The organism is Staphylococcus pragensis (genome assembly GCF_004785665.1).
In the GTDB taxonomy this organism is placed as follows: domain Bacteria; phylum Bacillota; class Bacilli; order Staphylococcales; family Staphylococcaceae; genus Staphylococcus; species Staphylococcus pragensis.
Genome location: NZ_SRPJ01000001.1, coordinates 1 through 21,584, shown reverse-complemented (window position 1 = coordinate 21,584; position 21,584 = coordinate 1). Strand labels below are relative to the sequence as shown.

Sequence of the window (21,584 nt, the reverse complement as noted above, 5' to 3'; positions counted from 1 at the left end):
CTACACCACTTTAATACACTAGTATTCAGTATTTAACGTTTATAAATAGCGTTTCTTAATTCTTTTAATCCCTCATCAATGCGAGGACCTGGTCGAGAAATTTCATCGCCATTTACAGTTTCAACACGTTCATTTTTAATCGCATTAATTTGGCTGAAACCATCGCGTTGCTTAATAATTTTATAATAATCTGCTTTAGAAATACCTTCTGTTGAAATTAAAATATCAGGATTTTTCTTGATAATACTTTCTTTATCTACAGCTTTCCAACCTTTTATATTTGAAAAGCTATTTTCAGCGCCTAACTTTTCAAGCATATCATTAAAAATTGTATCTTTACCGGCTGTATAAATTTCAGGTTTAGAAGATACTTCCATAAAGACGCTTTGTGTTTTATTATGTCTCGGAACCGACTTAATCACCTTATCAACGTTTCGTTTTGTTTCATCAACTAAGTCATTAGCTTCTTTTTCACGTCCAGTGACTTTACCGATTTGCTTAAATGTGTCATATGTTTGATCAAGTGATTGTGCATCCTTAACATAAACCACTTTTATTCCACTATTTGCTACACTATCTAGAATTTTTTTAGAAGTTCCTTTTTGGGATTCATGGGCAAGAATTAAATCGGGTTTTGCTTTAAGTAATGCTTCTTTATTTAAGTTCATTGCATCAAACTGTTTTTTCCCTTTTTTAACATCTTTAGGATAATCATCTACAGTTGATACACCTACAATATTTTTCCCTAATCCTAACTCATACAAAATTTCTGTGTTACTTGGCATTAGGGAATGATGCGCTTATATGATTTGTCATTCTTTTTACCATCTTTAGAAGATGTTTGTTCCGTTGATTTATCTGCTTGTTGACTTTGTTCATTACCTTCTTTATGTTGATTGCTTTGACCACATGCTGCTAAAACAACCATCAATGCTAGAAGTATAAACCATACCTTACTATTCTTCATCGAGATATTAAACCTTCCCTTCCTATTTCTATGTATATATTCATCATACCAAATTATTTTTCTAATTAAATTAAAGTTTTAATATTTTATTGTGTAACTTTATATTATTGTTTGTTTTACTTATTTTTTTCCGAAAAGAAAGCATAATAAAGACACCGATGACTTCTTATTGTAGAAATCATCGGTGTCACTTCAATCAATTATTCTCCTTTAGGATTCGGGCCATACTTATTCATACTCGGCTCACTATCTGTCGCACAATATACTACTGCAATAATTAAAAGAATTAATAAAGCTATTGAAATAGCTACAGATATAATACTTACGATGACAAGGCCTATCCCTACAGAATAGCTATCCATGGAATAACCCACATAATCGTCAGTCAACATTCGTATGTTTTGTAACAACATAACGATAAATAAAATGAGTGGGATTGTCATCGTACGACCAACGTCGTGAAAGCGACGCACAGACATTGTGAATACTCCTATAAAGATAACTAAATCCACAATGTTGTAAATTGTTTCAAACAATCTTTTTGCACCAAAACTCCAAGATAATAAATCACAAATTAGGCTTAAAGCAATTAAAATAAGAGTAGTATCTAAAATTGCATACCAATAATGACGTCGTCTTGTACGTCCATGAATGTTAAAATAATTCTTCCAAAATAATTGAAATGCTTCAACCATTGCTTAAACTCCTTTAAAATGTGTTTTAATATTTTTATCATCACACATTTTAGGAGTTATGCAAATAATTTATTGAAGATACGCTTGAATTGCATCTGCAATAAATTGATTTAGGCTATCATTACGCCCTCTATTAATATTTTTCGCAAAGCGTTCATCACTTTGATAAAGGTGTGCCATACATTCTAAAAATTCATTATCTGCATTAGGTACTTGCATGCGTAAAATATCTTGTAATTCTTTGATATGTTGATAGACATGCTCTTCATTAGCATGATGCCCATTGTCTAAGAAATTATTCATTTCGTCGAAGAATTGATTAAATTGATGGCTTACTTCTTTATCATTACGCTGATTATCCGTTTTATTTAATGTATTACGCTGTGCTTTAAATGCTTGATAATATTTCGTATCACCATATTTCATTTCTGCTTCTTTATCATATTGTTGTTGAATATCATAATCATTAAATTTATCCATATTAATCTCCTCATTTTCATCATTTTTAAGATGATGGTCTAAATAGTTAATCATTTTATTAAGTTGATTGCGTTTTTGCACAAGCCGACTGACATTTTCTTCTAAAATTTTATTTTTTTCGGAAATACTTTTATCAAAATAGCTTTGAATATCTTCAAGCGATAAATTCAGTTGTCTTAAAAATAAAATGGTTTGAAGTTTGGCAATATCTTGCGTTGAATAGTACCGATAGCCATTGTCTGTAACAAGACTCGGGATGAGTAATTTAATTTCATGATAATAATGTAAAGTGCGCGTGCTAATATCTGTGATTTGGCTTATTTCTTTAGGGGTAAAATAATCTTTTTTCTTCATTGTTGTTATACCACCTTAACGTTTAATCTTTTCTGACTAACTTATATTCATCATCTATAAAGGAGTATGCGCTATAACGTAACGTTAAGGTCAACCTTTTTCTACAAAATATTTATCTAAAAATGTATATCGTTCTTCACCTTTTCCATTAAAATAATTTTTCCCAAAATTATCCAATAACGCATGAAATTCATTCGCCTCTTGATTTGTAAAATGAGAAGGTAAAGTAATTTGTTTTTTAAATTTATCGTAACTTTCTGTATGGGTGTAACCTAACTTACTATACAAACGTCTCGTATAACTATCAGGAATAAACTCGACACCTTCAAATATGTAGACGAGTAAAACGTCAGCTGTTTCGCTACCGATGCCTCGAATTTTTAGTAATTCTTTTCTCAAGTTATCACCGTAAATTTGAGCAATTTTTTCATAATTAAATTTAAATTGATTTAACCATTGAAATAAAGCGTGAATGGCTTTTGCTTTATTTTTATAAAAGCCACTAGAACGGATAATTTCTTGTAGCTCTTCTAAGGGGAGAGCAAGAATTTTTTGAGGTTCAAATTGTGTTTCTTCACTTAACCGTAGTAATGCCATATCTGCATTTTTCCAGTTTGTATTCTGTACAAGAATTGCCCCAAGCATCATTTCCTCTGGCGTTTCTGCCGGCCACCAGCCTTGTGGGCCCATGTGATTTAATAGTTCTTTATAAAGTGTCTCTGTACTAAGCATCTCTATTTCCACTCCATTCATCACATAATGATACCCTCATAAATCAAAATTTATGAGGGTATAACAAAAATATTTAAAGTAATTTACTTCTATATAATTACATAGATTCTGGTGCTGAAACACCTACTAATGCTAAGGCATTGTGTAATGTAATTTTAACTGCTTCAATTAACGCCACATGAGCTTTTGTTTTTTCTGCATCGTCTGTTAATACTTTTTCAGCATTATAGAATTTGTGGAATGCAGAAGCTAAATCTTGAATATAATTTGTTAAACGATGTGGTGCACGACTTTCTGCTGCACTTTCAATTGTTGGTTCAAATTCAGCAACTTTCTTCAATAAGTCAATTGCTTTTTCATTAGTGATTGTTGAAAAGTCTGCATCAGTTGTAACTTCGACCCCTTGTTCTTTCGCTTGTTTCAAGATTGAACAAATACGTGCATGCGCATATTGTGCATAGTAAATAGGGTTATCTTGTGATTGTTCTTTCGCAAGTTCTAAATCAAAATCGAAGTGTGAATCTGGACTACGCATTGTTAAGAAGTAACGTGCAGCATCAATACCTACTTCATCCATGATTTCACGCAATGTAATCGCATTACCCGTACGTTTACTCATTTTAACTTCTTCGCCGTTCTGCATTAAACGTACCATTTGCATAATTTGAACTTCAAGACGATCACTATCTACCCCAAATGTTTCAAGGCTTGCTTTAATACGATTAATATAACCGTGATGATCCGCACCCATTAAGTCAATTAAGATATCATTGCCACGATTAATTTTGTTATAGTGATATGCCGTATCTGGTGTGAAGTAAGTATAGTTACCATCTTTCTTAATTAATACACGGTCTTTATCATCTTTAAAGTCTGACGTACGTAACCAAGTCGCACCATCTGCTTCATATGTGTAACCTAATTCCTTCATTTTAGCTAACGTTTTATCAATGGCACCATTTTCATATAATGATGTTTCACTGAACCAATTATCAAAATGAACATTAAAGTCAGCTAAATCTTTCTTTAATTTATCCATTTCATAATCAACGCCTAATTGTCTAAATGTTTTAAGACGTTCTTCATCAGAGTAATCTTTCATTTCAGGATGTTTATCTGCTAAATCTTTACCGATTTCAATAATATCTTTACCATTGTAACCATCTGCTGGCATTTCGTGACTAGTGTCACCAAGTGCTTCAAAGAAACGTGTTTCAATTGAACGTGCTAAGTTAGTAATTTGATTACCAGCATCATTAATATAATATTCACGTGTTACATCATAGCCAGCAGCATTTAAAATGTTTGCTAAAGAATCACCTACAGCCGCATTTCTAGCATGACCGATGTGTAAATCACCAGTTGGGTTAGCTGACACATACTCTAGTAAGATTTTTTTGTTTTTAGGTTCTTCTGCATAGCCAAATTGATTCCCTTTATTGATAGCCTCTGGAATAACTGCAGTTAAATAATGATTATCTAAGTAGAAGTTAATGAACCCAGGGCCTGCGATGTCTACTTTTTTAACATTCGCTTTACTTGTATCTAAATTATCAACAATCGCTTGAGCAATCTCACGTGGGTTACGTTTAGCGATTTTAGTTAATACCATCGCAATGTTAGTTGAATAGTCTCCATTTTTAGTGTCTTTTGGAATTTCAACTTTAATTTCAGGAATATCTTCAGCAAGTTCAGCTTTTTTAATACTTGTTTCGATCTCTTGTACTAACGTATTTTTTACTTGTTCAATAATATTCATTAGCCTATCTCCTTGTAATTAATTTCATATTGATAAGAACCCATTTTTTCATCATTTTGATGTAACTCATATTGAATTTTCAACTTCCCGCCATTGTCATTAACGAAGTGAAGAATACTACGTGTTTTTACTGTTAATGGAATACGCCCAGCTGGGATATCATAAAGCGTTGTAGTTTCTTGACCTTCGACAAAGTGGAGATTCATGTTAATATCACCTTTACGTATTAACTTTACACCACTTTCTTCAATTTTAATCGTCACATTAACAACCGCTTCTTCAATTTGTTCTTGGTAGCGAATGTAATCTGCATTCTTTTTTTGCCAAGATCCTTGTGCTACAAACTCAAATTTTTGTTTCTCACCATTCTGTTTTAAGACTTGTTTCGTTTGAATGTTTATATTCTTATCCAACGTTTGACTCACCTTAATTTCTAAATAATACAAATCATTATAGCATAGATTGAGTAGTGCTTGTAGTTGATAGATATAGGTTATTAGCGCATTTTAAAGAAATTTAAATTAGCACTTTATTAAACTGTAAATCTTGAACGATAAATGTCTTAATAGTGACTAGAATCATATTGTGTAAATATCAATTACCTCGTAGAGATTCATTTTAGCGTAAAGAAGCATTGCATAAATTGGTAATTAATTTCCGTTCATATCATGCGCAATTGGAACTTTACTCATTTCCTATGTAATCGTAATAAAAAATAAGTAACATTTAGCCACACCAAAAACCCCCTCATTAAGGCAATAATGAGGGGATTAGTATATAAATAGCTACTTATTTTCTTTAATAAATTGTTCAATCTCATTCCAAGCTTGATGCGATTCTGGTAACCATGGCGTTAAAATATAAAATGTATGGAACATACCTGCATAAGTAATTAATTTAGCATGGCCTCCATCTTGATTAACTTTGTGTGCGACTATCTTACTATCACTCAATAACATTTCATCTTTACCTGTTTGAATAAGCATAGGCGGCATATTATTATAGTGACCGTAAGCTGGTGAAACATATGGATTTTTTAGTTCATTTTTAGATGCATAAGGTACTTTAATATCTGTTGTTGCTTTTGTGGGTGCTTGATTCGATCCGAATATCACATCTTTATGGAAATTTTCTCTATAAGATTTGCCCTGAGCAGCTAAGTCAGTCCAAGGAGAAGAAAGAATCAACATGCGCGGTAAGTTTTTTCCTTCATTTTCCAATTTAAGTGTTAAAGCTAATGCTAAGCCACCGCCGGCAGAATCTCCTGCCACAATAATATCTTTAGAGTGGTAACCGTGATGTAGTAGCCAATTATATCCAGATATAGCATCTTCAAGTGCAGCTGGATATTGATGCTTAGGCGCTACTCTATAATCAATTGAAAAAACAGGTGCACCATGCGCTGCTTTCGAATAATTAACCGCTGCTTTATTATACATATCATCGAAACCATTGACGTAACCACCGCCGTGAATTTGATAAACAATTTTATTATTATGAGTACTCTTGTTTTTCTGTAAGAGATACCCGTCCACTTTGCCTACCGATACTTTTTCATTGTTATATCCTTTAGGTGGTCGCCAATTCTTCCAATTATACGAGTTATTCTGCGCTTCATTATTACTTTGACTATGATTACCTAAATCTCTTGTTAATACTCTTAACGTACCAGCTACTAAATTCCCTTGAAAAGAAACATCATGTCTTACGCGTCCAACAAATGTCAATATTACCAATAAAGCTATTACACCAGTAACACCAAGTACACTTTTCCATCCTGTTAACCATTTAAAATAGAAATTAGCACATGTAACAACGAGTAATATTCCCCACAGCATATAAGCCCAACTATGCATATCTAAAATATAAAACAGCAATAATGCTGTACTGAAAGCAATGAGAATAAGTAAGTTTAACCCAATTATTTTGAATATATGTTTCATGAACATAACTTCCTTTATACCAGTTATATCAGTATTTCAGAATTATTTAGTTATCAATACACTATAGTAATCATTCTCCTGGAATGAACACTTTAGCTTCACTATCATCTGGATAGTAATAACCGTTTGGTATAGATTGAAGCTCAATTAAAGCGTTAAAAGGGGCTTTAAGGTAAACGCTCTTACTGCCTTTTGAGTCTTCATATGTTGAGTTACCGTGCGTTTCTGATAAAGGTTCAGCACCTGCACGTCTAGCATCTTCTAGAACACCTTCAATGCCATCCACCATTAATGAGATATGATTAAACCCTAAATCCTCTAATTTAAGTGGACCTTTCTGATTGTTACTTTCTACTTCAAACATTTCTATATTTGGACCATTTCCAATTACAATCATTCTTTGACGAACGATTCTAGCCCCTTTCGATAAACCTAACATACGTTCAACTTCCGCGCCCTCTCGCGGTTCATCTTTGTATGTTAAGGCATCGTATGCAATTTTCGCACCAAATGCTTCTTTTAAAAATCTTGTAGCTTCTTCAATATCTAAAACTGTTAAACCAATATGATTAATTCCTTTAATATTATTCATGAACCTCTCCCTTTCTTCTTTCATAATTCATTTACCCTAAATGATTACAAATAAAAAAAGGGAGTGAGACAGAAATTAAAATAAATTTCGTCGTCATTCCCAGCTTTCTTTAAGCGCATTTTCAAATCAGTCAGCTATTGCCAATATATCAGCAAAGGCTGAGACACTTTAATTTTGTCTCAGCCTCTTCCAAATTTTACTTCACTTTGAAATTAAAACTTAATCACCATACGTCCAGTAATTGTTCCTTGTTCCATTTCTTCAAAGATTTCATTGATTTCTTCTAATTCACGAGTTTGAACTTTTGGTACAACTTTTCCTTCTGCTGCAAATTGGAAAGCTTCTTTCAAGTCTTGTCGTGTACCTACTAATGAACCAATGACTTCAATGCCATCTAAAACTAAACGCGGAATTTCTAAATCCATTTTTTCCACTGGTAAACCAACCGCTACAACACGTGCACCTGCTTTAACCACATCTACTGCTTGATTAAACGGTGTTTTAGCGACTGAAGTTACAACGGTAGCATCTAATCCCTTATTATCTGTAGCTTTGTTGACTTCTTCAACGGCATCTTGATTTTGTGTATTAATTACTACATCTGCACCTAGTTCTTTAGCGAAATTTAATTTATCATCATTGATATCAAACGCTACCACTTTAGCATTAAATACATTTTTGGCATATTGAAGCGCTAAGTTACCTAAACCTCCTACGCCAAAGATACCAATCCATTGACCTGGTCTAATATTACTTACTTTTACCGCTTTATATATTGTGACACCAGCACATGTAATTGATGAAGCTGCTGCTGGATCTAAATCTTCAGGAACTTTAACTGCATAATCCACTGTGACAATGACTTGCTCTGCCATTGCACCATCAACTGTATAACCAGCATTTTTAACGTCACGACATAGTGTTTCACGTCCTGTAGTACAATATTCGCAATGCCCGCAACTTTCAAACATCCAAGCGATGGACACGCGGTCCCCTACTTTAAGTGATTTTACATCTTCGGCTACTTCAACTACTCGGCCAATCCCTTCATGACCTAATACGCGTCCTGTAACATCACCGAAATCTGCATTTTTAACATGTAAGTCTGTGTGACATACACCACAATATTCTGTCTGAACTAAAGCTTCACCAGGTTCTAATTGACGTAATTCTTTGTTCTCAACACTTACTTTATGATCTTGAGTTACTACTGCTGCTTTCATGGTAAACCACTCCCTGTTCAAATATAATTTTTGTGTATCTTTACAACTAAGTATATTATATGTAATCGCTTACAAATATGGAAATATTTCAACTTTATAATATTTGGATTTACAATTTTTGTTTTGATAGAGTTAAAACAAAATTCAGGTAGTCAATTGTACTGCCTAGCCTAATAAATGGATTTACCTAATCACTTTGTCCATTAATACAGAGTTATTAAATATGATATAATTTGAATTGTAAGAAATATATCATTTCGTAGTTATTATGCGTTATCAGCATGATTTATGGAGGGAAGAACTATGAAAACGCACGTCCTATATGGTAAATCTGAAGTTGAAGTTAATGTGCCTGCTGACAGCACGGTTATTGAACCTCAAAGTATTGATGCACTTGAAGATTATACTTCAGCTATAAAAGAAGTTTTAAGAAATCCTACAGGTTCTAAACCTTTAAAAGATATGGTTAAAAGTGACGATATTGTTTCAATTGTGATTAGTGATATTACACGCCCTACACCTAACCACATTTTAGTTCCTTTACTAATTGAAGAATTAAATCACGTCCCACGTGAAAATTTCGTTATTATCAATGGAACAGGTACGCATCGTGATCAAACACGTGACGAACTTATTCAAATGTTAGGTGAATATATCGTTGATAGTGTAAAAATTGTTCACAATCATTGTCATGAAAAAGAAAGCTTAGTTAAAGTGGGCCATAGTAAATATGGTTGCGATGCTTATTTAAATAAAGACTATGTGGAATCTGACTTTAAAATTGTGACTGGATTCATTGAACCTCACTTTTTCGCAGGTTTCTCAGGTGGTCCTAAAGGCATCATGCCTGGAATCGCTGGTATAGAAACAATTAAAACATTCCACAATGCTAAGATGATTGGCGACCCACGTTCGACTTGGGGTAATTTAGAAGATAATCCTGTTCAAGACATGGCACGTGAGGTTAATCGCATGTGTAAACCTGACTTCTTATTAAACGTAGCTTTAAACAAAGATAAAAAAATCACTGCTGCCTTTGGTGGTGAAGTGTTTGAAGCCCACAAAGAAGGTTGTGCTTACGTTAAAGAACACGCTATGTTTAAATGTGATGATCGTTTTGATATCGTGATCGCTTCAAATTCAGGTTACCCTCTAGACCAAAACTTATATCAAACAGTTAAAGGTATGAGCGCAGCTAGTAAAGTTGTTAAGGAAAATGGAACAATTATCATGGTATCTGAATGTGCAGATGGATTCCCAGACCATGGTAAATTCGCTGAAATATTCAAAATGGCGGATACACCGCAAGGTATTTTAGACCTTATTCATGATCCTAACTTTTCAGAAGTAGACCAATGGCAAGTTCAAAAACAAGCAAGCATTCAAACATTCGCAAATGTCTATGTCTATTCACAACTAACAGATCAACAATTAAAAGATTCAATGTTGAATCCTACTTCAAATATCGAAGAAACGATTGCTGAATTAGAAGAACAAGCAGGACGTAAATTGAGCATCGGAGTTATGCCACAAGGGCCTTTAACAATTCCATATGTAGAAGAATAATTGAAAGGAATGATAAACATGACTGAATTAAACAATAAAGAGTTAAAATTAGACACATTATTAAAGGATATGAAAAGCGTTGTAATCGCCTTTTCAGGAGGTGTAGACAGCAGTCTAGTTCTTAAAAAAGCAATTGATGTATTAGGCACTGAAAATGTTAAACCCGTTGTTGTGAAATCTGAACTTTTCAGAAATGAAGAATTTAACCAAGCAATTGAATTAGGTCGTAATCTAGGTGTTGAAGTAATGGAAGCTGAGATGGCTGAACTAGAAGATGAAAACATCGTGAAGAATACGCCGGAAAGCTGGTACTATAGTAAACGTTTAATGTATGGCAAATTAGACGAAATCAAAGATGAATTAGGTTTCAATTATGTATTAGATGGTATGATTATGGATGATTTAGAAGATTTCCGTCCAGGTTTAAAAGCACGCGAAGAATTTGGCGTTCGCAGCGTTTTACAAGAAGCAAATTTATATAAAACTGAAGTGCGCGAATTAAGCCAACAACTTGGTTTACCAGTATGGAACAAACCTGCATTATGTAGCTTAGCGTCACGTATTCCTTATGGCGAAGAATTAAGCTTCACTAAAGTTAACAAAGTAAATGAAGCTGAAAAATATATCCTAAGCTTAGGAGTAAATAATGTACGTGTACGTTACCACCATAATATTGCACGTATTGAAGTAGCGGAAGATGATTTAATGACAGTGATTAACAATAATTCAAATATCACATTACGTTTAAAAGAACTTGGTTTCGATTATGTCACTGTAGATTTAGAAGGTTACAGAACAGGTAGCATGAACGAAGTGATAGATACAGATACAACTAAACTAGTATAAGGAAGTATACACATGAGTAAAGATTCTAACTTTATTGAAGACTTGCTCGAAAGCGTTAAATCGAATCAAATATCCATTGATGAAGCTAAAGCCCAACTCAGTCATTATGACGAATTGGGCTTTGCTAAAATTGATTTACATAGAGCAAAGCGCCAAGGCTTTCCTGAAGTCATCTTCGGTCAAGGAAAGACGAAAGAACAAATAGACCAGATTATTACAAGTTTACTTCACCATGAAACTACTATACTCGCTACACGTGTAAATGAAGCTAAAGCATCACACATTTTAGAACACCATCCTGAATTAGAATATCATCCTAAAGCGCAAATAATATGTACACCCATTGAGACGATTAAAAAATCAAATCACTATATCTCAATATTATGTGCTGGTACATCTGACTTTCCTATTGCTGAAGAAGCTGCTATTACCGCTGAAGTTATGGGTATACAGGTGAAACGTTTTTATGATGTCGGGGTCTCTGGTATTCATCGTTTATTTGAACAAATTCAAGAGATTCGTTGTGGTAAAGTTTCGATAGTGATAGCGGGAATGGAAGGCGCACTTGCAAGTGTAGTTGGTGGACTAGTAGATCATCCAGTCTATGCCGTTCCTACAAGCGTAGGTTATGGCGCAAACTTAAATGGTGTCACTACCCTATTATCAATGGTTAATTCATGTGCTCCAGGCACTAGTGTTCTCAATATAGATAATGGTTTTGGAGCTGGCTATAACGCCGCAATGATTATTAATATGCTAGAAAATAAATAGAATGGAGTTACAAATATGAGTAATGCATTATATTTAGACTGCCATGCAGGTATTGCTGGGGATATGTTACTGTCTGCATTGGTAGATTTAGGAGCCAATCCTCAAGCTATTGAAGATGAGCTAAAAACATTACCTATCGATGATTTTAAGCTTCATTTTGAAAAGAAAATTAAACAAGGCATTCATGCGATGACTTTAAAAATTGACTTCCATGAACATCATCACCATCGAAAAGCTGCTGATATCTTTAAAATGATTGATGAAAGTACCTTAGCAGATCGTGTTAAAGAACGTAGTAAAGCGATATTTGAAACAATTGGCTATGCTGAAGCAAAAATACATGGCATGACAATTGAAGATGTTCATTTCCACGAAGTAGGTGCAATGGATTCTATTATAGATATTATCGGTGGTTGTATCGCATTAGAACAATTAGGTATCGATACATTATACTGCTCACCTATTCCAACGGGTAATGGCAAAATTAACATCGCACATGGCATTTACCCAATTCCGGCACCAGCTACAGCTGAAATCTTAAAAGGTATCCCGTTAGCTGAATTCGATGTTGCAAGTGAATTAACGACACCAACAGGCGCTTCATTTGCTAAAAGTTTAGTTACCCAATTCGGACCATTTCCAGCTGCAACTATGAAAGAAATTGGGTATGGTGCAGGTAATAAAGATTTCGACTTCCCAAATGTATTAAGAGTTATTCAATTTGAAGATGCATCGCGACACGCCAATGATCAAGTACAGGTCATTGAATGCCAGATTGATGATATGACGCCTGAAATGTTAGGTCACTTTATGGAAACTGCTTTACATAAAGGAGTGTTAGATGTTTACTACACACCTATTACTATGAAGAAGAACCGTCCTGCTGTTCAACTTACTATTATTTGTAAAACTAGTGACAAACAATATATTGAAGACTTAGTGTTAACACATACTTCTTCTTTAGGTGTACGTAGTTATTCAGTTGATCGCCAAATTTTAAGTAGAACATTTCGTAAAGTAAATACGTCATATGGGGAAATTACGATTAAATTTTCTTTAAAAGAAGGAAAAATATTAAAAATGAAACCTGAATTTGAAGACATAAAACTGGCAAGTAAACACGCTAACTTACCATTACAAAGCGTATATAATGAGGTTATGAAGACAGTCTATAATCAATTTAGCATTGGAGATACATTAGAAAAATAGAATGTATGTAATTCAGCTAACAAGCGACTATAAATACTATAATTCTCCCCACCATTGGTCTATCAATGATGGGGATTTTTAATATGTTTTATTTACTCAAATGCTTTAAATAATTCCTCACTCGAATTATTCCACATTTCTTCGTTATGGGATTGTAAAAAGTCTTTGAGCACTTTTTTATTATCTTCACCAATTTGATCGATGATAAATTTATGTTTCATAGATTTATCCATCATATTTACATGTTCAGGCATACTTTTATATCCTCTACGGATACTTTTATTAACAAGTAAGTAACAAGCAGTGACACCAGCATAATACGGACCATTTTCACCACGTTCAGTAGTTACCCAACAAAGCCAATATTCTTTAGCTTCGTCACCTTCAACTTCTTCTTTCTCGTTAATCCATTTTACGCCTTTTTCAACTTGAGCACGTGCATGCATTCCGCCAATATCTATAAACGCTTCTTTATTTGCTACATCTATAAATACCGGTGCAATATTATCTAAACTAATCGCTCCGATATTTGTACCTTTATGGCCATCTAGAGGATCATTCTTAATAATATTAAATTTAAAACCTTTATTCTCAGACACGTGTTACACCTCCAACAAACTTAAATTCCATAGCATATCATACGTGTTATATAAAAAAGTTTCAATTTACTAATTTAGTTCATTCAATAAATTGATAATTGAACCTTTAACTTGTGGGTCTTTAATATTAAGAATCATTTCTTTAGGATAATACAATTTATAATCTTCACGATTTATACCCGTAATACTTGAAATGACTAAAGATTGACTACTGATTTCCTTAATACTTCCGTTTCGTCTTAATAAATGAATAGGCTTACGATTTGAACCTGGACGGTCATAATCATATGGTAAATCAGAAAAGGCTTCACTAACGAAATAATAATTTGGATCTATGCCACCTTCAATAAATAATTCTTGTAGTTCAGTAATTGTAATAATCGAACCATCAAATGGAATATATTTAAATAAATCACGATTAATAAATCGTCGCGCTAAATCGCTAAGTATGACATCGTCTTCTTCAATCCACTTTTTCAAGTAATATAAAACGACCACTTCGTCTAATTCAACATATTGTTCAATCGTAATATTCCCTTCAAAGAAAGGTACAAAATCTTGGGGATACGTCTTGAAATGATAACCCTCTTGATACAAGTGTTTCACTCGTTTTAAGCAATTATTTAAAAGCACTTCTCCCCCTCGACTAACAGGATGGAAATAAATTTGCCAATACATTTGATAGCGACTCATAATGAAATTCTCTACAGCATGCATGCCGCTTTCTTTGATAAGTACTTCTTTTTTAGAAGGTCTCATTAAACGCAAAATACGTTCCATATCAAATGTGCCATAAGAAACGCCTGTAAAATAGGCATCTCGTTGCAAATAGTCCATGCGGTCAGCATCAATTTGTGAAGAAATCATAGAAATGACTAATTTATTCTCATGTGTTTTATTAATAACATCGGCCACATCTTGTGGAAACGTCTCAGACACACGACTTAAAACTTCATTCACTTCAGTGCCACCAGTAATAATAGCCTGTGTAAATGCTTCATGATCTGTGTTAAATATCTTTTCAAAACTATGTGAAAAAGGACCATGCCCTAAATCATGTAATAAAGCTGCACATAAAGCTAGCGGTCTATCTTCATTATTCCAAGCTTCACGCCCTACAAAAGACTCGTCAATCATACGACGTACAATTTCATAAACACCTAAAGAATGACCAAAACGACTATGTTCTGCAGTATGAAAAGAAAGATAAAGTGTGCCTAATTGCTTAATGCGACGTAAACGTTGAAATTCTTTAGTCTTAATTAAATCCCAAATAAGCTGATCTTTAACATGAATGTATTTGTGAATCGGATCTTTAAATACTTTCTCCTCAGCTAATTTTTGTTCAACATAAGGTGTTTGCGTCAATGTCATCCTCCCTTTCATAAGAACATACGCTTTTCTTTATAATTTTTTCTTCATTAAGGCTAAATCTAATTGTTCACCATACATTTCTGGTTGGTAAGAACGTACAATTTCAAAACCATGATTTTGGTAATATTTGATTGCACCCTCGTTTTTATTATCAACTTCAAGGTAAACCACATCATATTTATCTTGGAAATATTCTAAACCTTTCTCAAGTAAACTTGTACCATAGCCTTTGTGCTGAGATTCTGGGTGAACGTAGTGTGCTGATAAATATAATTCTTTACCATAAATAAAATTAGCAAACCCTACGATTTCCTCTTCTTCTTCAGCTACTAAGAAAAGTTGTTCTTCTAAACGTTTTTTCAAATGTGTTTCATTATACGAAGCAGCAAGTAACTCATTAATCGTTGATGCAGCGTAAATATTTAAATAAGTGTTATACCATGCTTTAGTAGCAACATCTCTGATAGCTACAACGTCATTTGCTGTCGCTTCTCTGACTTTAAACATACTTGATTCTCCTGACTTTACAATGGAATTAATAATCGAATTATATCATAGTCTGTTGTTAAACGCTTACTATGTAAGTAAACCTCAGACCCATAACTCAGAGCGTGAAACTACTTTCTTATCACTTAGCCTAACGTTTCATTCCACTCTTTAGCTCTTTCTAATGCAAATGCATCTTTCATAATATCCCCTGGTCTTTCAGCCGTACCAATGATATATCCTTTTAACTCAGCACCAATATAGTCCAATGTGTATTTCATTTGGGTAATACAAGGTTTAGCTTTAACCTTAGGACAATCTCCCCCTACTAAAATAAGACGGAAATCTATTTTAGCCATCTTTTCCTTAAAGTCTTTGTAGTTAGGATCAATGAGTGTTTCAGACCAATTATCGATAAATGCCTTTAATGAGGCTGAAATACTGTACCAATAAACTGGTGAAGCGAAAATAACTGTATCACTTTCTAAAACTTTATCGATAATTTCTTTATAGTCATCTGAATACGTTTTAATATCTTCATTTTCATGACGTAAATCTCTAACTGGAGTGAATTGATATTGCGTTAAATCTATCCAATTATAATCTAAACCTTCTAAAGCATACTTTGTAATTTGTGCCGTATTACCTTCTGGACGGCTTCCCCCAAATAAGACAGTTATCATCTAACATTCCTCACTTTCAATAAACCCGTAAACTTATTAGTCAAATTCCTATAATATATATAAATTAATATAATTATTTTTAATCAAAACACTAAACTTCATTTATTTTACTATAAAAATGTTAATTATTCGCTTCAAAAAAACTTAAAATACCCTAAATATTTCTACACTATTGTTGTACCCTGTCATTGCATTTTTATGTAATAAGTTTATAAAATATTTAACCAGTCTCTACAATCATCTATATTGAAAAGCCCCTACACCTTTATAAACGGAGTAGGAGCTTAAATTACTTTAAATCATTTAAAATTTTATCTTTTATTATTCAATAGGGAAAAGTTCATCAATTTTTTTAATTTCTTCATCAGTTAATTGTATATTCGCCGCTTCAATATTCTCTACAACTTGTTCAGCACGTTTGGCACCAGGAATTACAACATCTAATGCTGGACGTGTTAAATAGAATGCTAATACGACATTAGCAATTGAAGTGTTATGTGCTTCAGCAATACTACTTAATTCTTTTACACGACGAACGTTGTCTTTGAATACTTCAGGTTGGAAATCACGACGTCTAGCGCGATGATCATCGAATGTTTGATTCTCATCGTATTTACCTGCCAAGATACCAGACGCTAATGGGAAATATGGTACGAATGTAATGTTATTTTCAGCTGCATATTTCATCACTTCTTCATTTTCACGATGCAATAAGTTATATTCTAATTGCACAACATCAACGTATCCATCTTTATTCGCTTCTTTAAGTTGATCTAATGTGAAGTTAGATACACCAATCGCTTTAATTTTACCTTCTTCTTTTAATTCTTGTAACGCAGCGACAGCCTTATCTTTTGGCGTATCTTCATCTGGAAAATGAATATAATATAAATCGATATAATCTACTTGAAGACGTTTTAAACTATTCTCAACTTGTTGTTTTAAGTATTCAGGATCATTGTTGTGTATAACATCTCCATTTTCTTGAATAACGTGAGAACCTTTAGTCGCAATTTGAACTTTCTCACGAGGATATTCTTGAACCACTTGGCCAACTAATTCTTCAGAACGTTCAGGTCCATAAATGTAGGCTGTATCTAATAAAGTAATGCCATTATCAATCGCCTTACGTACAACTTCCTTGCCTTGTTCTTCATCTAAATTCGGATATAAGTTGTGACCACCTACCGCATTCGTACCTAATGCGATTGGGAATACATTTACATCTGATTTACCTAATTGTACTAAATTTGCCATTCATTATCGCTCCTTTATTTTCAATTAACTATTTATAGTTTACCCCAATACCCATAATACATTCATCTTGACTAACTTGTAAAAATATACTTTAATGTAACTAATCAAGTTACATTAAAGGAGTACACTATGAATTTAGAATTTAATATCGCAGTTCACGTTCTAACTTTTCTAACTAAACATAAAGATCAACATTTCAGTAGCCAAGACCTAGCCCAGCTTACCTGTCTTAATCCAGTTCAACTACGTCGCGTCACCACTATATTGAATCATCATGATTATATAGATACCCTTCGCGGAAAAGGCGGAGGCTACCGAGCAAACGATAGAACCCCCTCTATCAAGTTGTCTACACTTTATCAGCTTTTCGTGTTAGATAAAGCTAACGCACAACGCATTTTTACAGGTAACGAGCAGAGTCATTGTAAAATATCAAGAAACATTGCACACACAATGAATCGCTACAAAGCGCAAGAAATAGCTTTAACCCTCGACTTTTATAGTAACTTGACGATTAATGACGTACTCAAAGAAACGCTTCAGGAGGAAACAATAAATGACACATTATAATTTATTAATCATCGGTTTCGGTAAAGCCGGTAAAACACTTGCAAAATACGCAGCATCACAAGGACACCAAGTCGCTTTAGTAGAACAATCATCAAATAACTACGGAGGTACTTGTATAAATCATGGCTGTATACCTAGTAAAGTACTTGTGCATGACGGAATTGACGGTGCAGATTTTGGTCCTGCATTTTCAAGAAAAAAAGAAGTGGTCAGTGCCCTAAATAAAAAGAACTACGCTCATTTAGCAAACGATGCAAATATTGATGTTCTAGATTATAAAGCTCAATTTAAATCAAATACCGAAGTTGAGTTATTGAACGAAGATGGTACTGTTGCACATACGCTTACAGCGGATAAAATCATAATTAACACTGGTGCAAAATCCAATATTCCTAAGATTAAAGGGCTTGATATCGCACAAAATATTTACGATTCGCGCGGTTTATTAAATATTGAGACACAGCCTAAAGATTTAGTGATTATTGGTGGTGGCTATATTGCCTTAGAGTTTGCATCGATGTTCGCAAACTTTGGATCAAGCGTGACTGTCGTGGAGTATGGCAAACAAATCATGCCACGTGAAGATAACGAAGTAGTGGAATATGCATTAAAAGATTTGGAAGCGAAAGGAATTACGTTTGTCACAGAAGCAGAAACACAAGCCTTCAGAAATGACGGCTCGCATACAATTGTTGAAACTTCAAAAGGAACGTTTAAAGCTGATGCAATTTTATTAGCAACAGGACGTGTTCCAAATACAGACTTAGCGCTTGAAAATACGGATATTCAACTTGGAGAACGTGGTGAAATTAAAGTTAATGCGCATCTTCAAACTTCAGTTGAAAATATCTACGCAGCTGGTGACGTTAAAGGGGGTCTACAATTTACTTATATCTCATTAGATGACTTTAGAATTTTAAAATCTGAATTATTTGGTAATCGCGACCGTACTACAGAAAATCGTGGCGTCATTCCGTATACTGTCTTTATTGATCCTCCACTCTCTCGCGTTGGATTAACAGCGAAAGAAGCCGAAGCACAAGGCTATGATTTTATTGAAAATAAATTAGCTATTAATACAGTACCTCGTCATAAAATTAACAACGACCCACGTGGTTTGTTTAAAGTCGTTATAGATAAAGAGAATAGTGAAATTTTAGGCGCTACATTATATGGTAAAGAATCAGAGGAAATTATTAATTTAATCAAATTAGCAATTGATCAGCATATCTCTTACCAAGTTTTAAGAGATGATATTTATACACATCCAACAATGGTAGAATCTTTTAACGATTTATTTAATATTTAAAAAAATTTTTTAAGAGACTATATACTGTTATGACAGTATTATGATAGCAATAATATTAATTTATCAAAATCTAAAAAATAAAAAGCTTTACTTATTAAATGTAAACCTTTATAGTTAACCTTACGTAATAAAAGCTCGTGAATTTAATTGTAGTGTGTTTGTTTAGAATACTCTCTTTTTTATAAATGAATTTGTTACAAATATTTCGTGCAAAAGCACATGGAGGTATTCTATATGAATAACGGTACAGTAAAATGGTTTAACGCAGAAAAAGGTTTTGGCTTTATCGAAAGAGAAGACGGAAGTGACGTATTCGTACACTTCAGCGGTATTGCTGGTGAAGGTTACAAAACTTTAGAAGAAGGCCAAAAAGTTGATTTCGACATTACTGAAGGTCAACGTGGCGAACAAGCTACTAACGTAGTTGCAATGTCATAAGATTAAATTTTAAGTTGAACGCTAGGAAGATACTTGAATCTTTCTAGCGTTTTTTACATTTATATAAGCAAATTAGTTTCTGTTACAAAGTCAGAAAAATATAACTAATCATCATTTTAACATGGTAGTATTCTCTCAACTGACCAACTATATTTATTATGAGTGGTTACGTAGAAATTTAGACAAAATTAAAAAGAGCTCTTAATAAGTCTACTTAGCTTATTAAGAGCAATTATCAACTTGAATACTGATTCGATATGAAAAATACGTTTTCTCTTTTCTCTAAATATTATAGTTTTTTTCGTTATAAACTTGTATTCCGTTTTTTATTAGTAGTGCCGAAAATATTCCTACCCCTTGTTTTTTGTTTCCGTTAAATTCACCAGTGTAAATATTTTCTGAACTGCAAGTTGGGCTATCGGATTTTAGGATTAATGTTTTACAGTTCATTTTTTGACAAGTATCTAATGCTTTCATTGCTCCATTTACATATTCTTGTGTAACATCGTTTCCTTGATTATCAATGATTTTAGCTTTATTTTCTAAAACATCAAAACCATCTCCCCCTACGATCTCTGCAGGATTTCTTGGAGTGGATAGTCCTCCTAAAATTTCAGGACATATTGGTTTTGCAATACCTTGATCTACAAGTTTTTTTAAATTGTTGTTGAGTTTGTTTCCTCCGTCATATCTAACATTTTGGCCGACTAAACATGCACTTATAAAAATCATTTATTAACCTCCAGATTTTAGGTTTTGGAAACGAGTTTCTTCTTTTCTTGATAAAAATGATAAAAGAATAACTGAAAAATGATACCAATATAACCAACGAAAAACTTAAAACTTAAAAGTTCAATCTTATTGTTTAATTTTATCCCATTTTTCTTTTATTTTCGCTAAATATTTCGAAGTCTCATCCGTAAAAGTAGATACAATAGCAACGATTATATCTATCATTTTAATCAAAATTTCCATCGCTTAATACCCCTTTTTAATTTTTATACACTATCTCCTTTTTTATAGGTGATCTTCCATTAGAAAATTTCATTTTTAAATAGATTATTATCATCTGTTTTCAGGCGCTGTAAGAAGTTCTAATTTGCATTGAAAAATTGCTTTTTGCATTTCTTCACTCAACAGTGTTATAATTTAAGTAACGAAAATAAGTATTCACTTATACGCCAATCCCCCCACTACTCGCAATAGTGAGAGGATTTTTGTTGGTGTGGCTATATGTCACCTTTTTTTATTGCGTTTACTTAGCCAATGAGTAAAAAACGCAATGGCACAGCCACTGATGGCTGGCGCTATGATGTAAACGAAAATAAGCATCACTTTATACACCTCCTCTCTGCGTCTAAATTGACGCCTGAGAGATAGGCGACCTGTATATTATATCATCTGTACTAGATGAGTTATAGATAACTTCCGATAAATGGCATTATGTCTATATGTATAAATCATAACGCTTTAGAAAGGGACAAACCTTGATATAATAAGGTTTGTCCCTGTTATTTTGATGTATGTCTCATCAACACATCATTTATAAGGCTCTACGTCAAATCGGACTGATGAGTCCTAATATTGAGATTAAGCAACCTTAGGTTGTTTAATCTCTTTTTTTGTTGTTGAGGCAAATAGTCGCGAAGTTATAATAATTCGATTACGTAAATTATCATAATTTCTATAACCAAAAGATACCCTTTTAATGAGTTTGATTTTATTATTAAT

At 33.3% G+C, this 21,584-nt stretch carries 23 protein-coding genes and 1 pseudogene; 7 read left to right on the top strand and 17 right to left on the bottom strand.

Translation table 11 applies throughout. The features are described from left to right. Positions 1 to 32: 32 nt before the first annotated feature. The 9 genes and pseudogenes from E2558_RS00120 to adhP form a co-directional block, all read right to left on the bottom strand. Positions 33 to 967: pseudogene (locus tag E2558_RS00120) on the bottom strand (ABC transporter substrate-binding protein). Positions 968 to 1,167: 200 nt separating this feature from the next. Beyond that, entirely contained in the window at positions 1,168 to 1,662 is a 495-nt protein-coding gene (locus E2558_RS00115; RefSeq protein WP_126564982.1) for a DUF805 domain-containing protein, read from the bottom strand. Positions 1,663 to 1,731: 69 nt separating this feature from the next. After that, positions 1,732 to 2,496: a MerR family transcriptional regulator gene (locus tag E2558_RS00110; protein ID WP_126564981.1), complete on the bottom strand. Its 765-nt coding sequence runs from the start codon at positions 2,494 to 2,496 to the stop codon at positions 1,732 to 1,734. 90 nt (positions 2,497 to 2,586) lie between these two features. Beyond that, positions 2,587 to 3,228, bottom strand: a complete 642-nt coding sequence (locus E2558_RS00105; RefSeq protein WP_126564980.1) for an endonuclease III domain-containing protein — start codon at positions 3,226 to 3,228, stop codon at positions 2,587 to 2,589. A 97-nt stretch (positions 3,229 to 3,325) separates the two neighbouring features. After that, the gene (gene argS, locus E2558_RS00100) at positions 3,326 to 4,987 is read right to left on the bottom strand and encodes an arginine--tRNA ligase (protein WP_126564979.1); all 1,662 of its coding nucleotides are present in this window, start codon (positions 4,985 to 4,987) and stop codon (positions 3,326 to 3,328) included. Further along, entirely contained in the window at positions 4,987 to 5,400 is a 414-nt protein-coding gene (locus tag E2558_RS00095; protein ID WP_168210205.1) for a YwiB family protein, read from the bottom strand. The genes argS and E2558_RS00095 overlap by 1 nt, the downstream gene beginning before the upstream one ends. A gap of 372 nt (positions 5,401 to 5,772) precedes the next feature. Then, the gene (locus E2558_RS00090) at positions 5,773 to 6,930 is read right to left on the bottom strand and encodes an alpha/beta hydrolase (RefSeq protein WP_168210204.1); all 1,158 of its coding nucleotides are present in this window, start codon (positions 6,928 to 6,930) and stop codon (positions 5,773 to 5,775) included. Positions 6,931 to 7,000: 70 nt separating this feature from the next. Next, positions 7,001 to 7,522 carry a VOC family protein gene (locus tag E2558_RS00085; RefSeq protein ID WP_126564976.1) on the bottom strand — a complete coding sequence of 174 codons (522 nt, stop codon included), beginning with the start codon at positions 7,520 to 7,522 and terminating at the stop codon, positions 7,001 to 7,003. Positions 7,523 to 7,734: 212 nt separating this feature from the next. Then, a complete protein-coding gene (adhP, locus tag E2558_RS00080) occupies positions 7,735 to 8,745 on the bottom strand; it encodes an alcohol dehydrogenase AdhP (protein WP_126564975.1) in 1,011 nt (336 codons plus the stop codon). 303 nt (positions 8,746 to 9,048) lie between these two features. Here adhP and larA point away from each other — a divergent pair, with 303 nt between their 5' ends. From larA to larC, 4 genes are read left to right on the top strand one after another with little or no spacing between them, the layout of a single operon-like run. Then, positions 9,049 to 10,311 carry a nickel-dependent lactate racemase gene (larA, locus tag E2558_RS00075; protein WP_126564974.1) on the top strand — a complete coding sequence of 421 codons (1,263 nt, stop codon included), beginning with the start codon at positions 9,049 to 9,051 and terminating at the stop codon, positions 10,309 to 10,311. An 18-nt stretch (positions 10,312 to 10,329) separates the two neighbouring features. Continuing rightward, positions 10,330 to 11,157 (top strand): ATP-dependent sacrificial sulfur transferase LarE, encoded by an 828-nt coding sequence (larE, locus tag E2558_RS00070; RefSeq protein ID WP_168210203.1) that lies wholly within the window; start codon positions 10,330 to 10,332, stop codon positions 11,155 to 11,157. Between the two features lie 12 nt (positions 11,158 to 11,169). Beyond that, entirely contained in the window at positions 11,170 to 11,928 is a 759-nt protein-coding gene (larB, locus tag E2558_RS00065) for a nickel pincer cofactor biosynthesis protein LarB (RefSeq protein WP_126564973.1), read from the top strand. Between the two features lie 15 nt (positions 11,929 to 11,943). Further along, a complete protein-coding gene (gene larC / locus E2558_RS00060; RefSeq protein ID WP_126564972.1) occupies positions 11,944 to 13,137 on the top strand; it encodes a nickel pincer cofactor biosynthesis protein LarC in 1,194 nt (397 codons plus the stop codon). Between the two features lie 92 nt (positions 13,138 to 13,229). On the opposite strand, the gene E2558_RS00055 is transcribed toward larC, so the two are convergent. The 5 genes from E2558_RS00055 to E2558_RS00035 all read right to left on the bottom strand — a co-directional run bounded on the left by E2558_RS00055 (position 13,230) and on the right by E2558_RS00035 (position 17,536). Beyond that, positions 13,230 to 13,736, bottom strand: a complete 507-nt coding sequence (locus E2558_RS00055; protein WP_126564971.1) for a YwhD family protein — start codon at positions 13,734 to 13,736, stop codon at positions 13,230 to 13,232. 69 nt (positions 13,737 to 13,805) lie between these two features. After that, complete coding sequence (locus E2558_RS00050) at positions 13,806 to 15,110, bottom strand: HD domain-containing protein (RefSeq protein ID WP_126564970.1); 1,305 nt, start codon at positions 15,108 to 15,110, stop codon at positions 13,806 to 13,808. A 30-nt stretch (positions 15,111 to 15,140) separates the two neighbouring features. Continuing rightward, positions 15,141 to 15,617 carry a GNAT family N-acetyltransferase gene (locus E2558_RS00045; protein ID WP_126564969.1) on the bottom strand — a complete coding sequence of 159 codons (477 nt, stop codon included), beginning with the start codon at positions 15,615 to 15,617 and terminating at the stop codon, positions 15,141 to 15,143. Between the two features lie 125 nt (positions 15,618 to 15,742). Beyond that, on the bottom strand, positions 15,743 to 16,279 hold the full coding sequence (locus E2558_RS00040; RefSeq protein ID WP_126564968.1) for a flavodoxin family protein: 537 nt from the start codon (positions 16,277 to 16,279) through the stop codon (positions 15,743 to 15,745). A gap of 321 nt (positions 16,280 to 16,600) precedes the next feature. Beyond that, positions 16,601 to 17,536, bottom strand: coding sequence for an aldo/keto reductase (locus E2558_RS00035; protein WP_126564967.1), 936 nt, complete (start codon positions 17,534 to 17,536; stop codon positions 16,601 to 16,603). A gap of 129 nt (positions 17,537 to 17,665) precedes the next feature. On the opposite strand from E2558_RS00035, the gene hypR reads away from it, so the two are divergent. From hypR to E2558_RS00020, 3 genes are all read left to right on the top strand, one after another. Continuing rightward, complete coding sequence (gene hypR / locus E2558_RS00030; RefSeq protein ID WP_126564966.1) at positions 17,666 to 18,106, top strand: redox-sensitive transcriptional regulator HypR; 441 nt, start codon at positions 17,666 to 17,668, stop codon at positions 18,104 to 18,106. After that, positions 18,093 to 19,415: a hypothiocyanous acid reductase MerA gene (merA, locus tag E2558_RS00025; protein WP_126564965.1), complete on the top strand. Its 1,323-nt coding sequence runs from the start codon at positions 18,093 to 18,095 to the stop codon at positions 19,413 to 19,415. Before hypR ends, merA begins: the two co-directional genes overlap by 14 nt. Positions 19,416 to 19,649: 234 nt before the next feature. Continuing rightward, entirely contained in the window at positions 19,650 to 19,853 is a 204-nt protein-coding gene (locus E2558_RS00020) for a cold-shock protein (RefSeq protein WP_126564964.1), read from the top strand. A gap of 282 nt (positions 19,854 to 20,135) precedes the next feature. Here the strand turns inward: E2558_RS00020 and E2558_RS00015 are convergent, their stop codons facing one another. The 3 genes from E2558_RS00015 to E2558_RS00005 form a co-directional block, all read right to left on the bottom strand. Then, positions 20,136 to 20,585 carry a 2-thiouracil desulfurase family protein gene (locus E2558_RS00015; protein WP_126564963.1) on the bottom strand — a complete coding sequence of 150 codons (450 nt, stop codon included), beginning with the start codon at positions 20,583 to 20,585 and terminating at the stop codon, positions 20,136 to 20,138. A 504-nt stretch (positions 20,586 to 21,089) separates the two neighbouring features. Continuing rightward, positions 21,090 to 21,188: a type I toxin-antitoxin system Fst family toxin gene (locus E2558_RS00010; RefSeq protein WP_126564962.1), complete on the bottom strand. Its 99-nt coding sequence runs from the start codon at positions 21,186 to 21,188 to the stop codon at positions 21,090 to 21,092. A 255-nt stretch (positions 21,189 to 21,443) separates the two neighbouring features. Then, on the bottom strand, positions 21,444 to 21,584 hold a 141-nt coding region (locus E2558_RS00005), incomplete at its 5' end, for a transposase (RefSeq protein ID WP_135789017.1).